Here is a 16,047-nt window from a genome sequence, read left to right as displayed (position 1 = left end):
CGCGATTGGAAGGAGACATCAGCATGCGCCGTACCAAGGCCGAGGCAGAAGAGACCCGTCAGGCGATCCTTGCCGCCGCCGAGCGGGTGTTCTTCAAAAAGGGCGTCGCCAACAGCTCTCTGGATGAGGTGGCGGCGGCGGCCGGCGTCACGCGCGGGGCGATATACTGGCATTTTTCCAGCAAGTCCGATCTTTTCATCGGCCTTTATGAATCGGTCGCGCTGCCGGAATCGGATCTGCTGGACTTTGGCGATCCTGATCTCAAGGGGGCGGCGCTGCTGGCCAAGATCGAGGAGGCGACGTGCCGGTGGCTTGCGCTTCTGGCGGAAGACGAACAGCGCCAGCGCATCATGACCATCAGCCTGCGTACCAACTACTCCGATGAGTTCGCCCCTGTCCTGCATGCGCAGGAAGAGCTTGACCGTTACCACAAGGAACGGCTGGAGGCGGCTTTCGAGCGTGCGCAGGCCGAAGGTCTCTTCAACGACAACTGGACAGCGGAATCGGCGCTCGGTGCGCTCTACTGGCTGATCAAAGGCATCGTCTACGACTGGCTGCTGTTCGGCAAGCGTTTCGACCTCGTGAAGGAAGGCGCCGAGGCCATGCATCGCCTCATGAAGGGCTTCCAGCATCCCCCGGCGCCATGACGAAAGACCGCCGAGCCGGTCAAATTTCAGTGTATGCTAAAAGACCAGCGAAAACTGCTTTACGTACCTCAAAACGGACGTTAGCTTCCTCTCGAGCTTTGGGAGGAGTTCGCCGATGGTCATTTCAGGTAAAATCAAGGGGCAAGCGCCGTCCGTTCTCGCGGGATACCGGTGACGGCCCATGGCTCTTGCTGACGAATCTCCAGACCACGCCCTGATCCGGACGGTCGGGCTGTCGAAGTCTTTCGGGCCGGTACAGGTTCTCAAGGATATTGAGATCGCGGTGCGCGCCGGCGAGGTTCACGCCATCATCGGCGAGAACGGGGCCGGCAAGTCGACGCTGATGAAGCTGTTGGCCGGCAATGAAAAACCGTCGGGCGGCGAAATCCGCATCGATGGCGAAGCCGTTGCGCTCAGCGGCCCGGTGGATGCCGAACATCGCGGCATCGTTCTCGTGCATCAGGAAATATTGCTGGCCCCGGATCTGACGGTGGCGCAGAACATTTATCTCGGCCGTGAAGTGCGCAGGGGCGCAATGGTGGACGACCGTGCCATGCGCGCCGGCGCCCGCAAGGCGATTGCCGATCTCGGCGGGACGATCGATCCGGACGCCATTGTCGGCAGCCTGTCGATTGCCCAGCGACAGCTGGTGCAGATCGCCCGCGTTCTGCTCGTGCCACATCGTGTGGTCATTTTCGATGAACCGACGGCGAGCCTGACACCCATCGAAACGGACGCGCTGCTGAACGTCATTCGCGATATCAGGGCCAAGGGCGTGGCCGTTATTTACATTTCGCACCGTCTGCCTGAAGTGAAGGAGATTGCCGACCGCGTGACGGTTCTGCGTGACGGCAGGCTGGTCGCCTCCCATCCGGCGTCGGCGCTGGAGCCTGCCGATATGGCACGGCTGATGGTCGGGCGCGATGTGGCCAAGCTCTATCCGGACCGAGCCGCCGGCGGAGAGCACGAGCCGGTGCTGCAGGTGGAGCATTTTACCGTTCCGGCTTATGCCGAGGATGCCGGCTTCAGCCTGCGCAGGGGCGAAATCCTCGGTTTCGCCGGTCTGGTCGGCGCGGGCAGAACGGAACTCATGGAAGGCATACTCGGCCTGCGTGCCGGGCGGGGAACGGTGCGGCATCACGGCAGGCCGGTGCATTTCGCAAAGGCGGAAGACAGCCTGAAGGCCGGCATCGTCTATCTGAGCGAGGACCGCAAGGGCAAGGGTTTGCTGCTCGCCAAGGATTTGCGTGTCAATCTCACGCTCGCCTCGCTCAAAAAATTCAGCCGGCTGTTCCAGATCGATACCCGCCGCGAAACGGCGGCGCTCGACGATGCGGTGCGCGACTTCGATATCCGCACCGGTCGCAAGGATCTGCTGGCGGGCCAGCTTTCCGGTGGCAACCAGCAGAAGCTGCTGCTCGCCAAGATGATGCTGCTCGATCCGTCCATCGTCATCATCGACGAGCCGACGCGCGGCATCGACATCGGCACCAAGGAACAGATCTACCGCTTTATCGCCAGGCTCGCGGATGAGGGGCGTTCGATCATCGTGGTGTCCTCGGAAATGCCTGAACTGATCGGCATCTGCGACCGCATTCTGGTGATGCGTTCGGGCAGGATCGTCGGTGAGGTGGCGGGCGAGCGCATGACCGAAAACGACATTGTGGCGCTGGCGACGGGTGTGCATACGCAGGAGCCCGCCTGAGCACCCGTGTCCCGGGGAATATGGCCTGACAAAAGAAACCGAGGGGAAACATGACTGAGGCCGCATTTGATAACGGCAAAACGCCAAAGACCTCGAAGGACTGGGATCTGCGCGCCGTCGCGCCTTTCGTGGCGCTGGCCCTGCTGCTGGTTCTCGGCACCATCGCCAATCCCAACTTCATCGGCATCGACAATCTGTTGAATGTCATCACCCGCAGCGCCTTCATCGCCATCATCGCGCTTGGCGCCACCTATGTCATCACATCAGGCGGGCTCGATCTATCCGTAGGCGCCATGGTGGCCTTCGTCGCCAGCCTGATGATCCTGTTCATGAACAGCGGCGTCATTGCCAGTCCGCTTCTGATGCTGCTTGCCGCCATGGCGCTGGCGCTCGCCATCGGCGCGGCCTGCGGACTGACGAACGGTCTCATCACCACCATCGGCCGCATCGAGCCCTTTATCGCCACGCTCGGCACCATGGGTATCTATCGCGGTTTGACCACATGGCTGTCGCAGGGCGGCGCGATCACGCTGCGCAACCCGGACATCCAGACGCTTTATCGCCCGGTCTATTTCGGCAATGTCTTCGGCGTGCCGGTGCCTGTCATCGTCATCTTCGTCACCGCGGCCATCGCCGCCTTCGTGCTTTACCGCACCCGTTATGGCCGGCATCTGACCGCCGTCGGCTCCAGTGAGGATGTCGCACGATATTCCGGTATTTCCGTCGCCCGGGTGCGCACCATCGCTTATGTGGTGCAGGGGCTCTGTGTTGCCGTTGCGGTGCTGCTTTACGTGCCGCGTCTTGCCTCCACCTCGGCCACGACAGGCATGTTGTGGGAGCTGCAGGCCATCACGGCCGTCGTCGTCGGCGGCACGGCGCTGCGGGGCGGGGTAGGGCGCATCTGGGGCACGATCTGCGGCGCCTTCATTCTGGAGATCGTCGGCAACATCATGATCCTGTCGAATTTCGTCAGCGAATATCTGATCGGCGCCATTCAGGGGGCCATCATCATCATCGCCATGCTGGTGCAGCGCTCTTTGAGCCGCCGGTAAGCAGTCACGCCGCGTTATGTGGGGCAGGCGCGGTCGGAGGAGTAACGCCCCTTTCCTGGGAGGAAAGAGACTATGCGTAGAAAATTCATCGGCGTGGCCTTTGCCGCGCTCGCTGCGGTGCTTGCTGGTTCAGTGCATGCGCAGGACAAGAAGGTCACCATCGGCGTATCCATTCCGGCGGCCGACCATGGCTGGACGGCGGGCGTCGTCTACCATGCCGAGCGCGTGGCGAAGCTTCTGATGCAGGAACATCCGGGGCTCAACGTCATCGTCAAGACATCGCCGGATGCCGCCAATCAGGCCAACGCGCTGCAGGATCTTGCCGTGCAGGGGCTCGATGCGCTCGTCGTGCTGCCGTCCGATCCCGACCCGCTGGTAAACGCCATCAAGGAGATCAAGGACAAGGGCACCTTCGTCGCGCTGGTCGACCGCGCGCCGAGCGTCAACGACAATTCGATCCGCGATCTCTATGTCGCCGGCAATAACCCCGCACTTGGCCAGGTGGCGGGCGAATATATCAAGAAGACAACGCCTGACGCCGAAGTCGTGGTCATTCGCGGCCTGCCGATCCCGATCGACCAGCAGCGTCAGGATGGTTTCGACAAGGGCATCGCCGGTTCCAGCGTCAAGGTTCTCGACCGCCAATATGGCAACTGGAACCGCGACGACGCCTTCCGCGTGATGCAGGATTACCTGACCAAATACAAGAAGATCGACGTGGTCTGGTGTCAGGATGACGACATGGCGATCGGCGTGCTGGAAGCCATTCAGCAGGCGAAACGGACCGATATCCAGTATATCGTCGCGGGCGCGGGCTCCAAGGACATGATCAAGAAGGTCATGGATGGCGACAAGCTGGTGCCGGTCGACGTGCTCTATCCGCCGGCAATGGTGGCGACCGCCATGCAGCTGACGGCCGGGCATTTCTACGATCAGGTGCCGGTTGCCGGGAATTATATTCTCGACGCGACCCTGATCACCAAGGACAATGCCGAGCAGTTCTACTTCCCGGATTCGCCGTTCTGATAGAGGGTTCCGGCCATGCGACGCCCGCTGGAAGGTGGGCGTTTAGGCGGGTGGAAAAACTTGCAGAGATCAGGTTTTAATGAGGCCGCTGCATCCGTACACCGTCGCCCCGGACTTGATCCGGGGTCCAGCGCGATCCAGTCCTTGATCGCTGAAGACTCGTCTCACGGCGCAGACGCGCCGTGGCTGGATACCGGATCAAGTCCGGCATGACGGAGGGGCGCTCGGTGAGAGCCATTCGGCTCTCCACTCTTCACCCGTTCTTCCTGAACCACGCCGAAAGATAATCCACGAAGCTGCGCACCTTGGCGGGCAGGTAACGGCGATGCGGATAGACCGCATAAATACCCCTGTCCTTGGAAATATAATCATCGAACAGCGTCACCAGTTCGCCGGACTGGATATAGGGTCGGGCGATGAAGTCAGGTACCATGGCGATGCCGAGGCCGGCGCGGGCGGCGCGTAGCGTGGCCTGCGGGCTGTTGACCTCGATCGGCCCGCTGATGGTCACCGAATTCGAGCCACCATCCGGTTCGAGATAGCGCACGGTATTGTGGAAACGCGTATTGGTGTCGATGATGAAAGGAACGCGGGAGAAATCCTGCGGCCCGTCGAGCGGCCCGTGCTGCGCCACGAAATCCGCCGTTGCCACCGCATAGACCCGGAAATCGGAAAGCTTGCGGGCGATGAGGCCTGAATCTTCCAGCCGGGTGATTCGAACCGCGAGATCGAAACCTTCCTCGATCAGGTCGACGAATCGGTCTTCCGCGACGATTTCCAGCGACAGTTCCGGATTTTCCTTGGCGAAATCGATGAGGCTCTGGCCGACCTCGGCATCGATGAAGGTGCGGGGAACGGAAATCCTGAGCTTTCCTTTCAGATCGGCGTTCTTTTCGCGTACCAGATCGGCGAGGTTGTCGATCTCCTTCAAAATGTCGGAGGCGGTGCGGTAGTAGGTGTGCCCGGCCTCCGTCAGCGAAAACTGCCGGGTGGTGCGGTTGAGGAGCAGCGCGCCGAGATCGTCCTCCAATTCCCGCACATATTTGGACAGAAGCGCCTTGGAACGCCCCGTCTTGCGCGCGGCGGCGGAAAAACCCTCCGCTTCGACAACATCGATAAAGGCGCGGATGCGGGTCAGCGTGTCCATGAAAATCCTCCGGTTCGTTCCATATAATTGAACGCTGAAGAAAGACTGTTCAACCCCAAAATAGCTGCCGAAAAAATCCGCTATTTGGTGAAAAAATCCTCTTGATTATGACTGCGAATATTCTTATTTCACGGGCTGCCCAAAGTCGCACGTGCCCATGTGTGTCCGCCGAGTCCTCGATGTGGTGAGGATTTAGGTAAGGTACCTGGAACTAACCCCTCCAGTCGCTATTCCGGCCAACCGGGAAATGCGAGGACATATGAAAGCAACGACGGTGCGGGCCTTTCTGGTTCTCTGCCGGCTCTCCATCAGCCGGGGTACTGAAGAGGCACACCATCATTGCCTGAAGTGCGGTCGGGTCAATCCCTCCAATCGATGGCAGACAAAGCCGAATGATGCTCTGGCAGGGCGTCGTTCACATTCGCGCCTTGAGCGTATGCTATCGATTCTGCGCCTCCACCGGCTGATTCGAATGCATATCTCGAGCGTCCTTTGTCCTCCGGATTTTTCCGGAGCCGGTTTTATAGGGAATATATCGATGACGACTGCACGCATTCTCGACTTCATCAAGACCCGACGTCCCGAAGGCCCTTGCCTCGTGGTTGATCTCGACGTCGTGCGCGACAATTTCAACGCGTTCCGGCATTCCCTGCCGAACAGCGCGATCTACTACGCCGTGAAGGCAAACCCGGCTCCCGAAATCCTGAAGCTGCTCGCTTCGCTCGGCTCCAACTTCGATTGCGCCTCCGTGGCTGAAATCCAGATGGCGCTCGACGCAGGTGCAACGGCTGACCGTATCTCCTTCGGCAACACCATCAAGAAGGAACGCGATGTTGCACGCGCTTATGCGCTTGGCATCGATCTCTTCGCCGTGGACAGCCATGAGGAAGTCGAGAAGGTTGCCCGTGCCGCTCCCGGCGCGCGCGTCTTCTGCCGCGTGCTGACGGATGGCGAAGGTGCGGAATGGCCGCTGTCGCGCAAGTTCGGCTGCGTGCCGCAGATGGCTGTCGACGTTCTGGTCTATGCCCATCAGCTCGGCCTTGAGTCCTATGGCGTGTCCTTCCATGTCGGTTCGCAGATGATGAACCTCGACGCATGGGATGCGGCGCTGGCTGACGCCAAGCGCGTCTTCGCATCGCTTGCCAAGCAGGGCATCCACCTGCAGATGGTCAATATGGGCGGCGGTTTCCCGACCAAGTACCTGCGCGACGTTCCGGCTGCCGAAGAATACGGCCAGGCGATCGACACGGCGCTGCGCAAGCACTTCGGCAACCAGATCCCGAAGACGATCATCGAGCCGGGCCGCGGCATGGTCGGCAATGCCGGCGTCATCAAGGCGGAAGTCGTTCTTGTCTCGCGCAAGTCCGACAATGACAACCACCGCTGGGTGTTCCTCGACATCGGCAAGTTCGGCGGTCTCGCCGAAACGATGGACGAGGCGATCCGTTACCCGATCCGCACCGAGCGCGATCAGGACGAGATGGAGCCCTGCGTTCTGGCTGGTCCGACCTGCGACAGCGCCGACGTGCTGTATGAAAAGAACATGTATCCGCTGCCGGTCTCTCTGACCATCGGCGACGAAGTTCTGATCGAAGGCACGGGCGCCTATACGACGACCTATTCGGCGGTTGCTTTCAATGGCTTCGAGCCGCTGAAGGCTTACGTCATCTAAGCATCGGGCCGAAAAGCGTAACGCGGTTTTCGGAAAACCCGATGCGCAGGTCAAAAAATCCGAACGCCGTCCGCTGAACAGGGCGGCGTCTCGACCAAGCTTCCGTTCCGGCCCTGCCGATTGTGCTGTTGCGCAAATCCCTGCTTGCTGCACCTCTTCCAGCCGAGGAAAGCGTGTCGGCGGGCCGGAACGGTTCACCAATTTTTATCAAGGGCCGCGTGTGGGCGGTTGTGTGACGGAGGGCCGAGAGATGGCCGCTCTTCTGAATTCGGTACGGGCATTTTTCACGCCGCAGACATTTCATGTCGATCAGGAAAATCCGGGCGATGTCGTCGCCCGTGAGAACTTGCTTGACCGCGCCATGGGTGCTGGCCGCCGCCGCAAGTCTTCCGAAAAGCTGCGCGCCGGCCGTGTTCCGGCCGAAGGGCTGGCGCTGGTTGCCCGGGACGAAGACGGTCATGTCATCGGCACCGTGCGCCTGTGGAATGTCGAAGCCGGTATCTCGCGCGAAGGCCGTGCCGTCGAAGCGCTGCTGCTCGGCCCGCTGGCCGTCGATGCCGCCCATGAGGGCAAGGGCATCGGCTCGGCGCTGATGCGCGCCGCCATTGCCGAAGCCACCAGACGCGGCCACGGCGCCATTCTTCTGGTCGGCGACGCCTCCTATTACGAGCGTTTCGGCTTTTTCGCCGACAAGGCCCAGCATCTCATCATGCCCGGCCCGTTCGAGCGCAGCCGTTTTCTGGCGCTGGAGCTGAAAGCCGGCTGGCTGGAAGGCGCTGCCGGCCTGCTGGTCGCAAGCGGCCGCAGGCTCTCTGCCTGAGACGGGTGTCACTGCTGATATCAAACCCCGGCACAAAGCCGGGGTTTATTGTTTCTGCTATATGGCCTTGGGGTCGGCCGTTGCCCGCCGATAATTTCTCGGGGCGCCTCTTGCGTGCGAAAATTTACGGGTATATACCCGAGACAAATGCCAAACGATAGTTGCCACTGCATCCTGTTGCGCAAAGCATCCCGCAAGGTTTCGTCTTATTATGACGAAGCCCTGGCGCCGCTTGGCGTGAACATCGGTCAGTTCAGCCTGTTGCGGAATATCAATCGCACTGCGCCGGTCTCGCTCACCGATCTCGCCGCGCGGGTGGAGCTGGATCGTTCCACCGTCGGCCGCAACGCCAAGGTGCTGGCGCGCATGGGTCTGGTGGCGATCGGCCACGGCGAGGATCAGCGGGAAGCGATGCTGACCGTGACGAAGGAAGGCCATGCGATCCTGAAGGCGGGCGCGCCGCTCTGGGATGGGGTGCAGGATGAAATCGAGGCCCGGCTCGGGCCCGAAAAAACGGCACAATTGCAGGAACTGCTCGCAGCCCTGTAATTTTCGAACCATAAGCGGGTATCTGCCCGTAATATAGGGTATATACCCGTAAAATATCGGCCGCGGCCGCTGGAAAGGGAATTTGAACATGCTCTCCACACGCCTCGCCAGCTGGATGGCCGGCAGAAATCTGCATTATGGCTGGCTCGTTGCCGCAACCACCTTCCTGACCATGCTCGCCACCGCCGGTGCGATGGGATCTGCGGGGGTGATGATCCAGCCGCTGCATCAGGAATTCGGCTGGGACATTGCCGATATTTCCTCCGCAATGGCCGTCAGGCTGGTGCTCTTTGGCCTGCTTGGACCTTTCGCCGCCGCCTTCATGAATCATTTCGGTGTCCGGCAGGTGGTGTCCACCGCGCTTGCCCTGATCATGGGCGGCATCGTCGCCTCCTTCTTCATGACCGAGGTATGGCAATTGCTGCTGCTCTGGGGCGTGGTGATTGGCGTCGGCACCGGCATGACCGCGCTGGTATTGGGCGCCACCGTGGCGACACGCTGGTTTTCCAAGCGTCGCGGACTGGTGATCGGCCTCATGACGGCGAGCAATGCCACCGGCCAGCTGGTTTTCCTGCCGCTGCTGGCGGCGCTGACGGAAGCCTATGGCTGGCGCACTGCCTTGACCCTCTCGGTTGCGGTGATTGCTGCCGCCATGATCCTTGTCCTGTTGCTGATGCGTGACCACCCTGCCGATGTCGGCCTGCCGGCCTATGGCGAGACCGCAGTGGCACAGCCGCCCAGGCAGGATCACAATCTTCTCGCCACGCTCGTATCGCCGCTGGTGACCCTGAAGAGCGTATCGGGCAATCCGGTCTTCTGGGTGCTTTTCGGCACATTTTTCGTCTGCGGGCTTTCGACCAATGGCCTCATCCAGACACACTGGATTTCAATCTGCGGCGATTTCGGCATGGCTGCGGTGACAGCGGCGGGCACGCTCGCGGTCATCGGCATTTTCGATTTCTTCGGTACGATCTTTGCCGGCTGGCTTTCCGACCGTTTCGACAATCGCTTCCTGCTGTTCTGGTTCTACGGTCTGCGCGGCCTGTCCTTGCTCTATCTCTCATTCTCGGGGTTCAGCTTCGTGGAGCTTTCGGTTTTCGCCGTCTTCTACGGGCTGGACTGGGTGGCGACCGTGCCGCCGACGGTGAAGCTTGCCGCCGAGAATTTCGGCCGGGAAAAGGCCGGTCTGGTTTTCGGCTGGGTGTTTGCCGGCCATCAGCTGGGGGCCGCCACCGCCGCCTTCGGCGCCGGGTTCTTCAAGAGTGACTTCGACACCTATATGCCCGCGCTCCAGATTGCCGGTTTGATGTGCATGATCGCGGCCGTCTCGGTTCTCCTCCTGCGCAAGCCCGGTTCCGCAACTCTGACGCCCCAGACCGTGTGATAGGGTGATGCACCGGAAGGAGGCCTGCAGATGCAGGCCTTTTTCGTCTTTTCCCGGCATTTGCCGGACGCCGTGAGCCTCGCCCCTCGATCGCTGACCGGCATTTGTTGCGTAATTGTCACATTGCCTGCCGGTTAATCGCCTCAATACGCGATCGACGTCCCGGTTTGATCCATCTCAATCGGCCCGCCTCTGCCTTCGTCATAGTCGCTTCCAAGCGGTTGCGGCAGGCGAAGATTCGCGAAAGCCCGCCGTCATCAGCCGGTTCCGGGGACTTGCCCGGCTGCGGTGCGCTATAGGAGAGATGGAATGACGAACAGAAACAAAAAAACCGCCTTGCTTGCCAGTGTCGCGGTTGGTGTTGCGGCCATGCTGGTATCCACCAATGCCATGGCCGCCGATCTGGCCCAGGCAGCGCCGGCGCCGACCGCCGAAGAGGCGATTGCGGCGGCAAGCCCATGGATGCTGCGCGTGCGCGGCCTCGGCGTCATCACCCATGACAGCGGCAGCGTCGACGGTGTTCCGGGTGCGGGCCTTTCCTATTCGGATACGGTGATCCCGGAACTCGACATCACCTATTTCTTCACCGAAAACTTCGCCGCGGAGCTTATCCTCGGCACCACCTATGCCAAGATCAATGGCGAGGGTGTGCTGGCCGGCACGCCGGTCGGCAAGACGTGGCTGCTGCCGCCGACGCTGACGCTGCAATATCACTTCACCGATTTCGGCGCTTTCAAGCCGTATATCGGTGCGGGCGTGAACTATTCGATGTTCTACAACCAGTCGGAACAGCCCGGCTTCAGCAATCTCGACGTCAAGAACAAGGTCGGTGCAGCCGTGCAGGTCGGTTTCGATTATATGCTGGACGAGCATTGGGGCGTGAACTTCGACGTCAAGAAGATCTTCCTGAAGACCGACTGGACGGCGGAACTCGGCGGCACGCCGATCAGCGGCAAGGCCAAGCTCGATCCGTGGCTGATCGGCGCGGGTATCACCTATCGCTTCTGACCGAGGCGTGATGCTGCGCCGCCTTTGACGGGCGGCGCTTTCTGGGCTATAGGGACGGCCACGGGCAGAGAGCCCCGGCCGTCCGCAGGCATTTATGCCCCTGGTGAAGCTCTTTTCAAAATAACGGTCATCCCCATGTTTTGCATGTCGTCGATGGCAACGCGGACCCCCTTCGGAAAATTCGGCATGTCAATGTTGGAGAACCGTTATGAACGTGTCCAAACCGCTTCCCGCGCTTGAGGGGCTGAAAGAGCAGGCAAAACGCCTGCGCACCGCACTTGAGGAACAGGGGCAGACAATCACCCACTCAAAGGCGCTGGAACTCATCGCCGCGCAATATGGCTTTCGCGACTGGAATACCCTGCACGCAGCGGCCGGCAACCGGCCCGCCTTCAACCCCTATCTTCTGGGTTCAAGGGTCGAAGGTTTTTATCTCGGGCAGCCTTTCATGGCCTCCGTGCTCGGCGTTCAGTCGCTCGGTGGCGACCCTGAGCGTTACCGGCTGACCCTGCATCTCGATGATCCCGTTGACGTCGTGACTTTCGAAAGCTTTTCCGCTTTCCGCCAGCGCGTCCACTGCAACATCGATGCATCCGGCCGCACCGTGGAGAAAACCTCCAATGGCCGGCCGCAGGTGGAGCTGGTGTGGTGAAATAGCCGGATAAGCTTTCAGAAATGAACGGACACCCGCCGGGAGGCGGGTGCCGATCACGGTCTGCGACGTCTCAGATCCGCTTGCCTGCCGAATCGAACAGGTGGAAATCCTTTGCCTGCGCAGCGATCTTCAGCGTCTCGCCGATGCGCAATTGCGAGCGGCCGTGAACGCGGAAGACGATGGTGGTGCCGTCGGCGAAGGAGCCGTGCACGTAACTTTCTGCACCCACCAGTTCCACGGCGTCGACCTGCACGGTGCCGCTGAAGGCGGCATCCGCCGGGGCTTCGTCAGCGAGCGTGATGTCTTCAGGACGGATGCCGAGTGTGGCGACGCCCTGCGGCAGCGCCGTGGTTCCCTGTACCGACCAGCCGGAAGAGCCGTTTGCGGATGTCGCGCCATGGCTCAGCAGGTTCATGGAAGGCGAGCCGATGAAGGTGGCGACGAAGGTGGTGGCCGGCTTTTCGTAAAGCTCGATCGGCGTGCCCATCTGCTCGATGCGGCCGGAATTCAGCACCACCAGCCGGTCCGCCAGCGTCATGGCCTCCATCTGGTCATGGGTGACATAAACGCTTGTCGTGGCGAGCGAGCGCTGCAGGCGGCGGATTTCCACCCGCATCTGCACGCGCAGCTTGGCGTCGAGGTTGGAGAGCGGCTCGTCGAACAGGAAGGCTGCCGGCTTGCGCACGATGGCGCGGCCCATGGCCACACGCTGGCGCTGGCCGCCGGAAAGCTGGCGCGGCTTGCGCTCCAGGAACTGCTCGATTTCCAGCGCCTTGGCCGCCTCGGTGATGCGCCGTTCGATCTCGTCCTTCGGCGTGTTGCGGTTCTTCAGGCCATAGGCAAGGTTTTGCCGCACCGTCATATGCGGATAAAGCGCGTAGTTCTGGAACACCATGGCGATGTCGCGGTCGGAGGGTTCGAGATCGTTGACGACACGGTCGCCGATGACGATCTGGCCGCCCGAAATGCTTTCCAGCCCGGCGATCATGCGCAGCAGGGTGGATTTTCCGCAGCCGGAGGGGCCGACCAGCACGATCATTTCGCCATCGGCGATCTCCATCGATACGCCCTTGATGGCCTCGACATTGCCGCCATAGATCTTGCGGACGTCTTTCAGCGCAATTTTTGCCATTACTTTTCGGTCTCCACCAAACCTTTGACGAACCAGCGCTGCATCAGCACCACAACGATAACGGGGGGGATGATGGCGAGGATCGCCGTCACCATCACATAATTCCAGGGCGTCGAAGCGTCGGTGAAATCCACCATGCGCTTGAGGCCGATGATGATCGTGTTCATCTTGGCATCGTTGGTGACGAGCAGCGGCCAGAGATATTGGGTCCAGCCATAGATGAACAGGATCACGAAAAGGGCGGCGATATTTGTTCTCGACAGCGGCAGCAGAATATCCCGCATGAAGCGGAACGGCCCGGCATTGTCGATGCGCGCCGCCTCGACCAACTCGCCGGGAATGGTCAGGAAGAACTGCCGGAACAGGAAGGTCGCGGTCGCAGAGGCCATCAGCGGCAGTGTCAGTCCCGCATAGGTGTCGATCAGGCCCAGATCGACGATGACCTTGTAGGTGGGCAGGATGCGCACTTCCACCGGCAGCATGAGCGTGATGAAGATCATCCAGAAAAAGCCCATGCGGAAGGGAAAGCGGAAGAAGACGATGGCAAAGGCCGACAGGAACGAAATGACGATCTTGCCGATGGCGATGGCGAGCGCAACGACGAAGCTGTTGAACAGCAGCCGCTCGAGGCTGACGCCGACCACTCTTTCGACGCCGCCGACCATGGCCTCGGTGTAATTGGCGCTCAGATGGTCGCCGGGCAAAAGCGACATGGGCGGGCGGATGATATCCGTCGACGTCATGGAAGAAGCGACGAAGGTGTAATAGATCGGGAAGGCCACGATGATGATGCCGAGAATGAGCATCAGATGGGCGACCATGCGGGCGACCGGGCGATTTTCAATCATTGTGAAATCCTCAGCCGTAATGCACGCGCTTCTCGACGAAGCGGAACTGGAAGGCGGTGAGCGCAATGACGATCACCATCAGGATCACGGACTGCGCGGCGGAAGAGCCGAGGTTCAGGTTCACGAAGCCATCATTATAGACCTTGTAGACCAGCGTTTCCGTCGCCTTGGCGGGGCCGCCGCCGGTGACGGCATGGATGATGCCGAATGTATCGAAGAAGGCGTAGACCGTGTTGACGACCAGAAGGAAGAAGGTGGTGGGCGCCAGCAGCGGAAAAACGATGGTCCAGAAGCGCCGCGAACCGCGCGCGCCGTCAATGGACGCCGCTTCCAGCAATGATTTCGGAATTGCCTGCAAGCCTGCGACAAAGAACAGGAAATTATAGCTGATCTGCTTCCACGCAGCAGCCGCGACGACGAGCAGCATGGCCTGATCGCCGTTGAGCAGCGGGTCCCACATGATGCCGTTGCGGCGCAGGATGTAGGAGAAAGTGCCCATGGCCGGGTTGAACATGAAGAGCCACAACATGCCGGCCACCGCAGGGGCGACGGCATAGGGCATGATCATCATGGTGCGGTAAAAACCCTTGCCGCGCACCACGCGGTCGGCCGCCGTCGCCAGAAGCAGCGCCAGCCCCATGGAGACGAGCGCGGTTAGCATGCTGAAGATGACGGTGACCTGCAGCGAGTTAAGATAGCTCTCGTCCGACAGCACGGCGGAAAAATTGGCCAGCCCGACAAAATTGCTGCTCAGCCCGAAGGCGTCTTCGCGCATGGTCGACTGGTAGAGCGCCTGGCTCGCCGGCCAGAAGAAAAAGATCACCGTCAGGATGATCTGCGGGGCGACCAGCAGATAGGGCAGGATCTTGTTGGGGAATACGACGCTTTGCACGGCGATCTCCTGATGACATGGAAATGCCGCCCGCACCTGACAAGGATGCGGGCGGGGCAGGGGATCGCTTAGTTGCCGGCGGCCTGCTTTATGGCCGCATCGCCGCGTTCCACGATCTTGTCGAGGGCGGCTTTCGCGTCCTGCTTGCCGGCCAGCATCGCCTCGAATTCCTCATTCATGATGTCGCGCACCTGCGGCAGGTTCACGAGACGCACGCCCTTGGAGTTTTCTGTCGGCGGCTTGCCCATCATCTGCAGCAGCGGCGTTTCGCGGGCGGGGTTCTTGTCGTAGAAGCCGGATTTCTTGGTTTCCTCATAGGCCGCGATCGTTACCGGCATGTAGCCGGAGACCTGATGCAGGCGAGACTGGATCTTGGTCTGCGAGAGGAAATGGAAGAATTCGGCAACACCCTTATATTCGGCGTCGCTCTTGCCGCCGAAGACCCAGAGGCTGGCGCCGCCGGGAATGGTGTTCTGCGGACCGTGGCCTTCGTAATAGGGCAGCTGGCCGATGCCGTAATTCATGCCGGTCTTGACGATATCGCCGAGGCCGCCGGAGGATTCGGTCAGGATGCCGCATTCGCCGGACATGAACAGCTGCTTGGCTTCGGAGGTGCGTCCGCCATAACGGAAGGTGCCGTCCTTGGCGAGATCGGCAATGGCCTGAAAATGCTCGACGAAGAGTGGCGCATTGACCGCAAGCTTCACATCCGTGCCGCCAAGGCCGTTTTCATTGCTGCCATAGGAGATGTTGTTCCAGGCGGCGAAGTTCTCGGTCTGGATCCAGGTGAGCCAGGTGGAGGTGAAACCGCATTGGGCGGCACCGCTGGTCTTGATCTTTTTCGCGGCTTCGAAAACTTCCGGCCAGGTCTTCGGCGGGTTGTCGGCGTCGAGGCCGGCTTTCTGGAAGACATCCTTGTTGTAATAGAGGATCGGCGAGGACGAATTGTAAGGGAAGGACAGCATGGTGCCGTCGGGCTTGGAATAATAGGCGACGATGCCGGCCAGATATTCGTCCTTGTTGAAGGTATAGCCGCCTTCCTTCAGCACGTCCGCCACCGGCTTGATGGCGCCGGCAGCACCCATCATCACGCCCGAACCGGCATCGAAGACCTGGATGATCGCCGGCGGCTGCTTGGCGCGGAATGCCGCAATGCCGGCATTCAGGGTTTCCGGATAGGTGCCCTTGAAGACGGGCGTGATCTTGTATTCTTTCTGGCTGTCGTTGAATTCTTTGGCAAGCGTATCCACGACCTCGTTATTGGCGCCGGTCATGGCGTGCCACCACTGAATGTCCGTTACTGCATATGCATTCGATGTGACAAAAAACGAAAGCGCGGATGCCGCGGCGAGGCGGTAGCTGAGTTTTTTCAAGGTCATTCCTCCCATTATAAAAACAGTAAAAGATACAGCCCTTTATTGCAGCCTATCCTCCTCGATCCGGCTGCGGGCGATCTTTTCTGTATTAGCGATCCGATTAAAAGCGAACTCTAACGAAAATGCAAGAGAAC

15 protein-coding genes are annotated in these 16,047 nt (G+C 60.6%); 10 read left to right on the top strand and 5 right to left on the bottom strand.

Annotated elements, in window-relative coordinates; translation table 11 throughout:
• Positions 1-23: 23 nt before the first annotated feature.
• The 4 genes from AC5YUO_RS15605 (at position 24) to AC5YUO_RS15590 (ending at position 4,430) form a co-directional block, all read left to right on the top strand.
• Complete coding sequence (locus tag AC5YUO_RS15605) at positions 24-647, top strand: TetR family transcriptional regulator (RefSeq protein ID WP_400812631.1); 624 nt, start codon at positions 24-26, stop codon at positions 645-647.
• 181 nt (positions 648-828) lie between these two features.
• Complete coding sequence (locus AC5YUO_RS15600; protein ID WP_496155859.1) at positions 829-2,352, top strand: sugar ABC transporter ATP-binding protein; 1,524 nt, start codon at positions 829-831, stop codon at positions 2,350-2,352.
• 50 nt (positions 2,353-2,402) lie between these two features.
• On the top strand, positions 2,403-3,404 hold the full coding sequence (locus tag AC5YUO_RS15595; protein WP_496155858.1) for an ABC transporter permease: 1,002 nt from the start codon (positions 2,403-2,405) through the stop codon (positions 3,402-3,404).
• A gap of 72 nt (positions 3,405-3,476) precedes the next feature.
• Positions 3,477-4,430: a substrate-binding domain-containing protein gene (locus AC5YUO_RS15590; RefSeq protein ID WP_496155857.1), complete on the top strand. Its 954-nt coding sequence runs from the start codon at positions 3,477-3,479 to the stop codon at positions 4,428-4,430.
• A 253-nt stretch (positions 4,431-4,683) separates the two neighbouring features.
• On the opposite strand, the gene AC5YUO_RS15585 is transcribed toward AC5YUO_RS15590, so the two are convergent.
• Entirely contained in the window at positions 4,684-5,577 is an 894-nt protein-coding gene (locus tag AC5YUO_RS15585; protein ID WP_496155855.1) for a LysR family transcriptional regulator, read from the bottom strand.
• 538 nt (positions 5,578-6,115) lie between these two features.
• Here AC5YUO_RS15585 and odc2 point away from each other — a divergent pair.
• The 6 genes from odc2 (at position 6,116) to AC5YUO_RS15555 (ending at position 11,662) form a co-directional block, all read left to right on the top strand.
• Positions 6,116-7,249 carry an ornithine/lysine decarboxylase gene (odc2, locus tag AC5YUO_RS15580; RefSeq protein ID WP_400812626.1) on the top strand — a complete coding sequence of 378 codons (1,134 nt, stop codon included), beginning with the start codon at positions 6,116-6,118 and terminating at the stop codon, positions 7,247-7,249.
• 250 nt (positions 7,250-7,499) lie between these two features.
• Positions 7,500-8,069, top strand: a complete 570-nt coding sequence (locus tag AC5YUO_RS15575) for a GNAT family N-acetyltransferase (protein ID WP_496155854.1) — start codon at positions 7,500-7,502, stop codon at positions 8,067-8,069.
• 147 nt (positions 8,070-8,216) lie between these two features.
• Positions 8,217-8,618: a MarR family winged helix-turn-helix transcriptional regulator gene (locus AC5YUO_RS15570; RefSeq protein ID WP_020813347.1), complete on the top strand. Its 402-nt coding sequence runs from the start codon at positions 8,217-8,219 to the stop codon at positions 8,616-8,618.
• 88 nt (positions 8,619-8,706) lie between these two features.
• Positions 8,707-10,002, top strand: coding sequence for an MFS transporter (locus AC5YUO_RS15565; RefSeq protein ID WP_496155853.1), 1,296 nt, complete (start codon positions 8,707-8,709; stop codon positions 10,000-10,002).
• 309 nt (positions 10,003-10,311) lie between these two features.
• A complete protein-coding gene (locus tag AC5YUO_RS15560; RefSeq protein WP_496155852.1) occupies positions 10,312-11,010 on the top strand; it encodes an OmpW/AlkL family protein in 699 nt (232 codons plus the stop codon).
• 208 nt (positions 11,011-11,218) lie between these two features.
• Positions 11,219-11,662: a glyoxalase superfamily protein gene (locus AC5YUO_RS15555; protein ID WP_496155851.1), complete on the top strand. Its 444-nt coding sequence runs from the start codon at positions 11,219-11,221 to the stop codon at positions 11,660-11,662.
• 73 nt (positions 11,663-11,735) lie between these two features.
• On the opposite strand, the gene AC5YUO_RS15550 is transcribed toward AC5YUO_RS15555, so the two are convergent.
• The 4 genes from AC5YUO_RS15550 to ugpB all read right to left on the bottom strand — a co-directional run bounded on the left by AC5YUO_RS15550 (position 11,736) and on the right by ugpB (position 15,916).
• Entirely contained in the window at positions 11,736-12,797 is a 1,062-nt protein-coding gene (locus tag AC5YUO_RS15550; protein WP_496155850.1) for a sn-glycerol-3-phosphate import ATP-binding protein UgpC, read from the bottom strand.
• Entirely contained in the window at positions 12,797-13,645 is an 849-nt protein-coding gene (gene ugpE, locus AC5YUO_RS15545; protein ID WP_496155849.1) for a sn-glycerol-3-phosphate ABC transporter permease UgpE, read from the bottom strand. The genes AC5YUO_RS15550 and ugpE overlap by 1 nt, the downstream gene beginning before the upstream one ends.
• 10 nt (positions 13,646-13,655) lie before the next feature.
• Positions 13,656-14,537 carry a sn-glycerol-3-phosphate ABC transporter permease UgpA gene (gene ugpA, locus AC5YUO_RS15540; protein ID WP_496155848.1) on the bottom strand — a complete coding sequence of 294 codons (882 nt, stop codon included), beginning with the start codon at positions 14,535-14,537 and terminating at the stop codon, positions 13,656-13,658.
• A gap of 68 nt (positions 14,538-14,605) precedes the next feature.
• On the bottom strand, positions 14,606-15,916 hold the full coding sequence (ugpB, locus tag AC5YUO_RS15535; RefSeq protein WP_496155847.1) for a sn-glycerol-3-phosphate ABC transporter substrate-binding protein UgpB: 1,311 nt from the start codon (positions 15,914-15,916) through the stop codon (positions 14,606-14,608).
• Between the last annotated feature and the right edge of the window lie 131 nt (positions 15,917-16,047).

It is taken from the genome of Agrobacterium sp. LEGMi-208b (genome assembly GCF_059511785.1).
Note: the sequence above shows the minus strand (reverse complement) of the source record. Positions and strands in the feature narration are given on the sequence as shown.

Coding starts and splice junctions, on each gene's coding strand:
- AC5YUO_RS15600 (WP_496155859.1), top strand. CDS start 829: ATGGCTCTTGCTGACGAATCTCCAGACCACGCCCTGATCCGGACGGTC.
- AC5YUO_RS15560 (WP_496155852.1), top strand. CDS start 10,312: ATGACGAACAGAAACAAAAAAACCGCCTTGCTTGCCAGTGTCGCGGTT.
- ugpB (WP_496155847.1), bottom strand. CDS start 15,916: ATGACCTTGAAAAAACTCAGCTACCGCCTCGCCGCGGCATCCGCGCTT.
- AC5YUO_RS15570 (WP_020813347.1), top strand. CDS start 8,217: ATGCCAAACGATAGTTGCCACTGCATCCTGTTGCGCAAAGCATCCCGC.
- AC5YUO_RS15590 (WP_496155857.1), top strand. CDS start 3,477: ATGCGTAGAAAATTCATCGGCGTGGCCTTTGCCGCGCTCGCTGCGGTG.
- AC5YUO_RS15550 (WP_496155850.1), bottom strand. CDS start 12,797: ATGGCAAAAATTGCGCTGAAAGACGTCCGCAAGATCTATGGCGGCAAT.
- AC5YUO_RS15575 (WP_496155854.1), top strand. CDS start 7,500: ATGGCCGCTCTTCTGAATTCGGTACGGGCATTTTTCACGCCGCAGACA.
- odc2 (WP_400812626.1), top strand. CDS start 6,116: ATGACGACTGCACGCATTCTCGACTTCATCAAGACCCGACGTCCCGAA.
- AC5YUO_RS15555 (WP_496155851.1), top strand. CDS start 11,219: ATGAACGTGTCCAAACCGCTTCCCGCGCTTGAGGGGCTGAAAGAGCAG.
- ugpE (WP_496155849.1), bottom strand. CDS start 13,645: ATGATTGAAAATCGCCCGGTCGCCCGCATGGTCGCCCATCTGATGCTC.
- AC5YUO_RS15595 (WP_496155858.1), top strand. CDS start 2,403: ATGACTGAGGCCGCATTTGATAACGGCAAAACGCCAAAGACCTCGAAG.
- AC5YUO_RS15605 (WP_400812631.1), top strand. CDS start 24: ATGCGCCGTACCAAGGCCGAGGCAGAAGAGACCCGTCAGGCGATCCTT.
- AC5YUO_RS15585 (WP_496155855.1), bottom strand. CDS start 5,577: ATGGACACGCTGACCCGCATCCGCGCCTTTATCGATGTTGTCGAAGCG.
- AC5YUO_RS15565 (WP_496155853.1), top strand. CDS start 8,707: ATGCTCTCCACACGCCTCGCCAGCTGGATGGCCGGCAGAAATCTGCAT.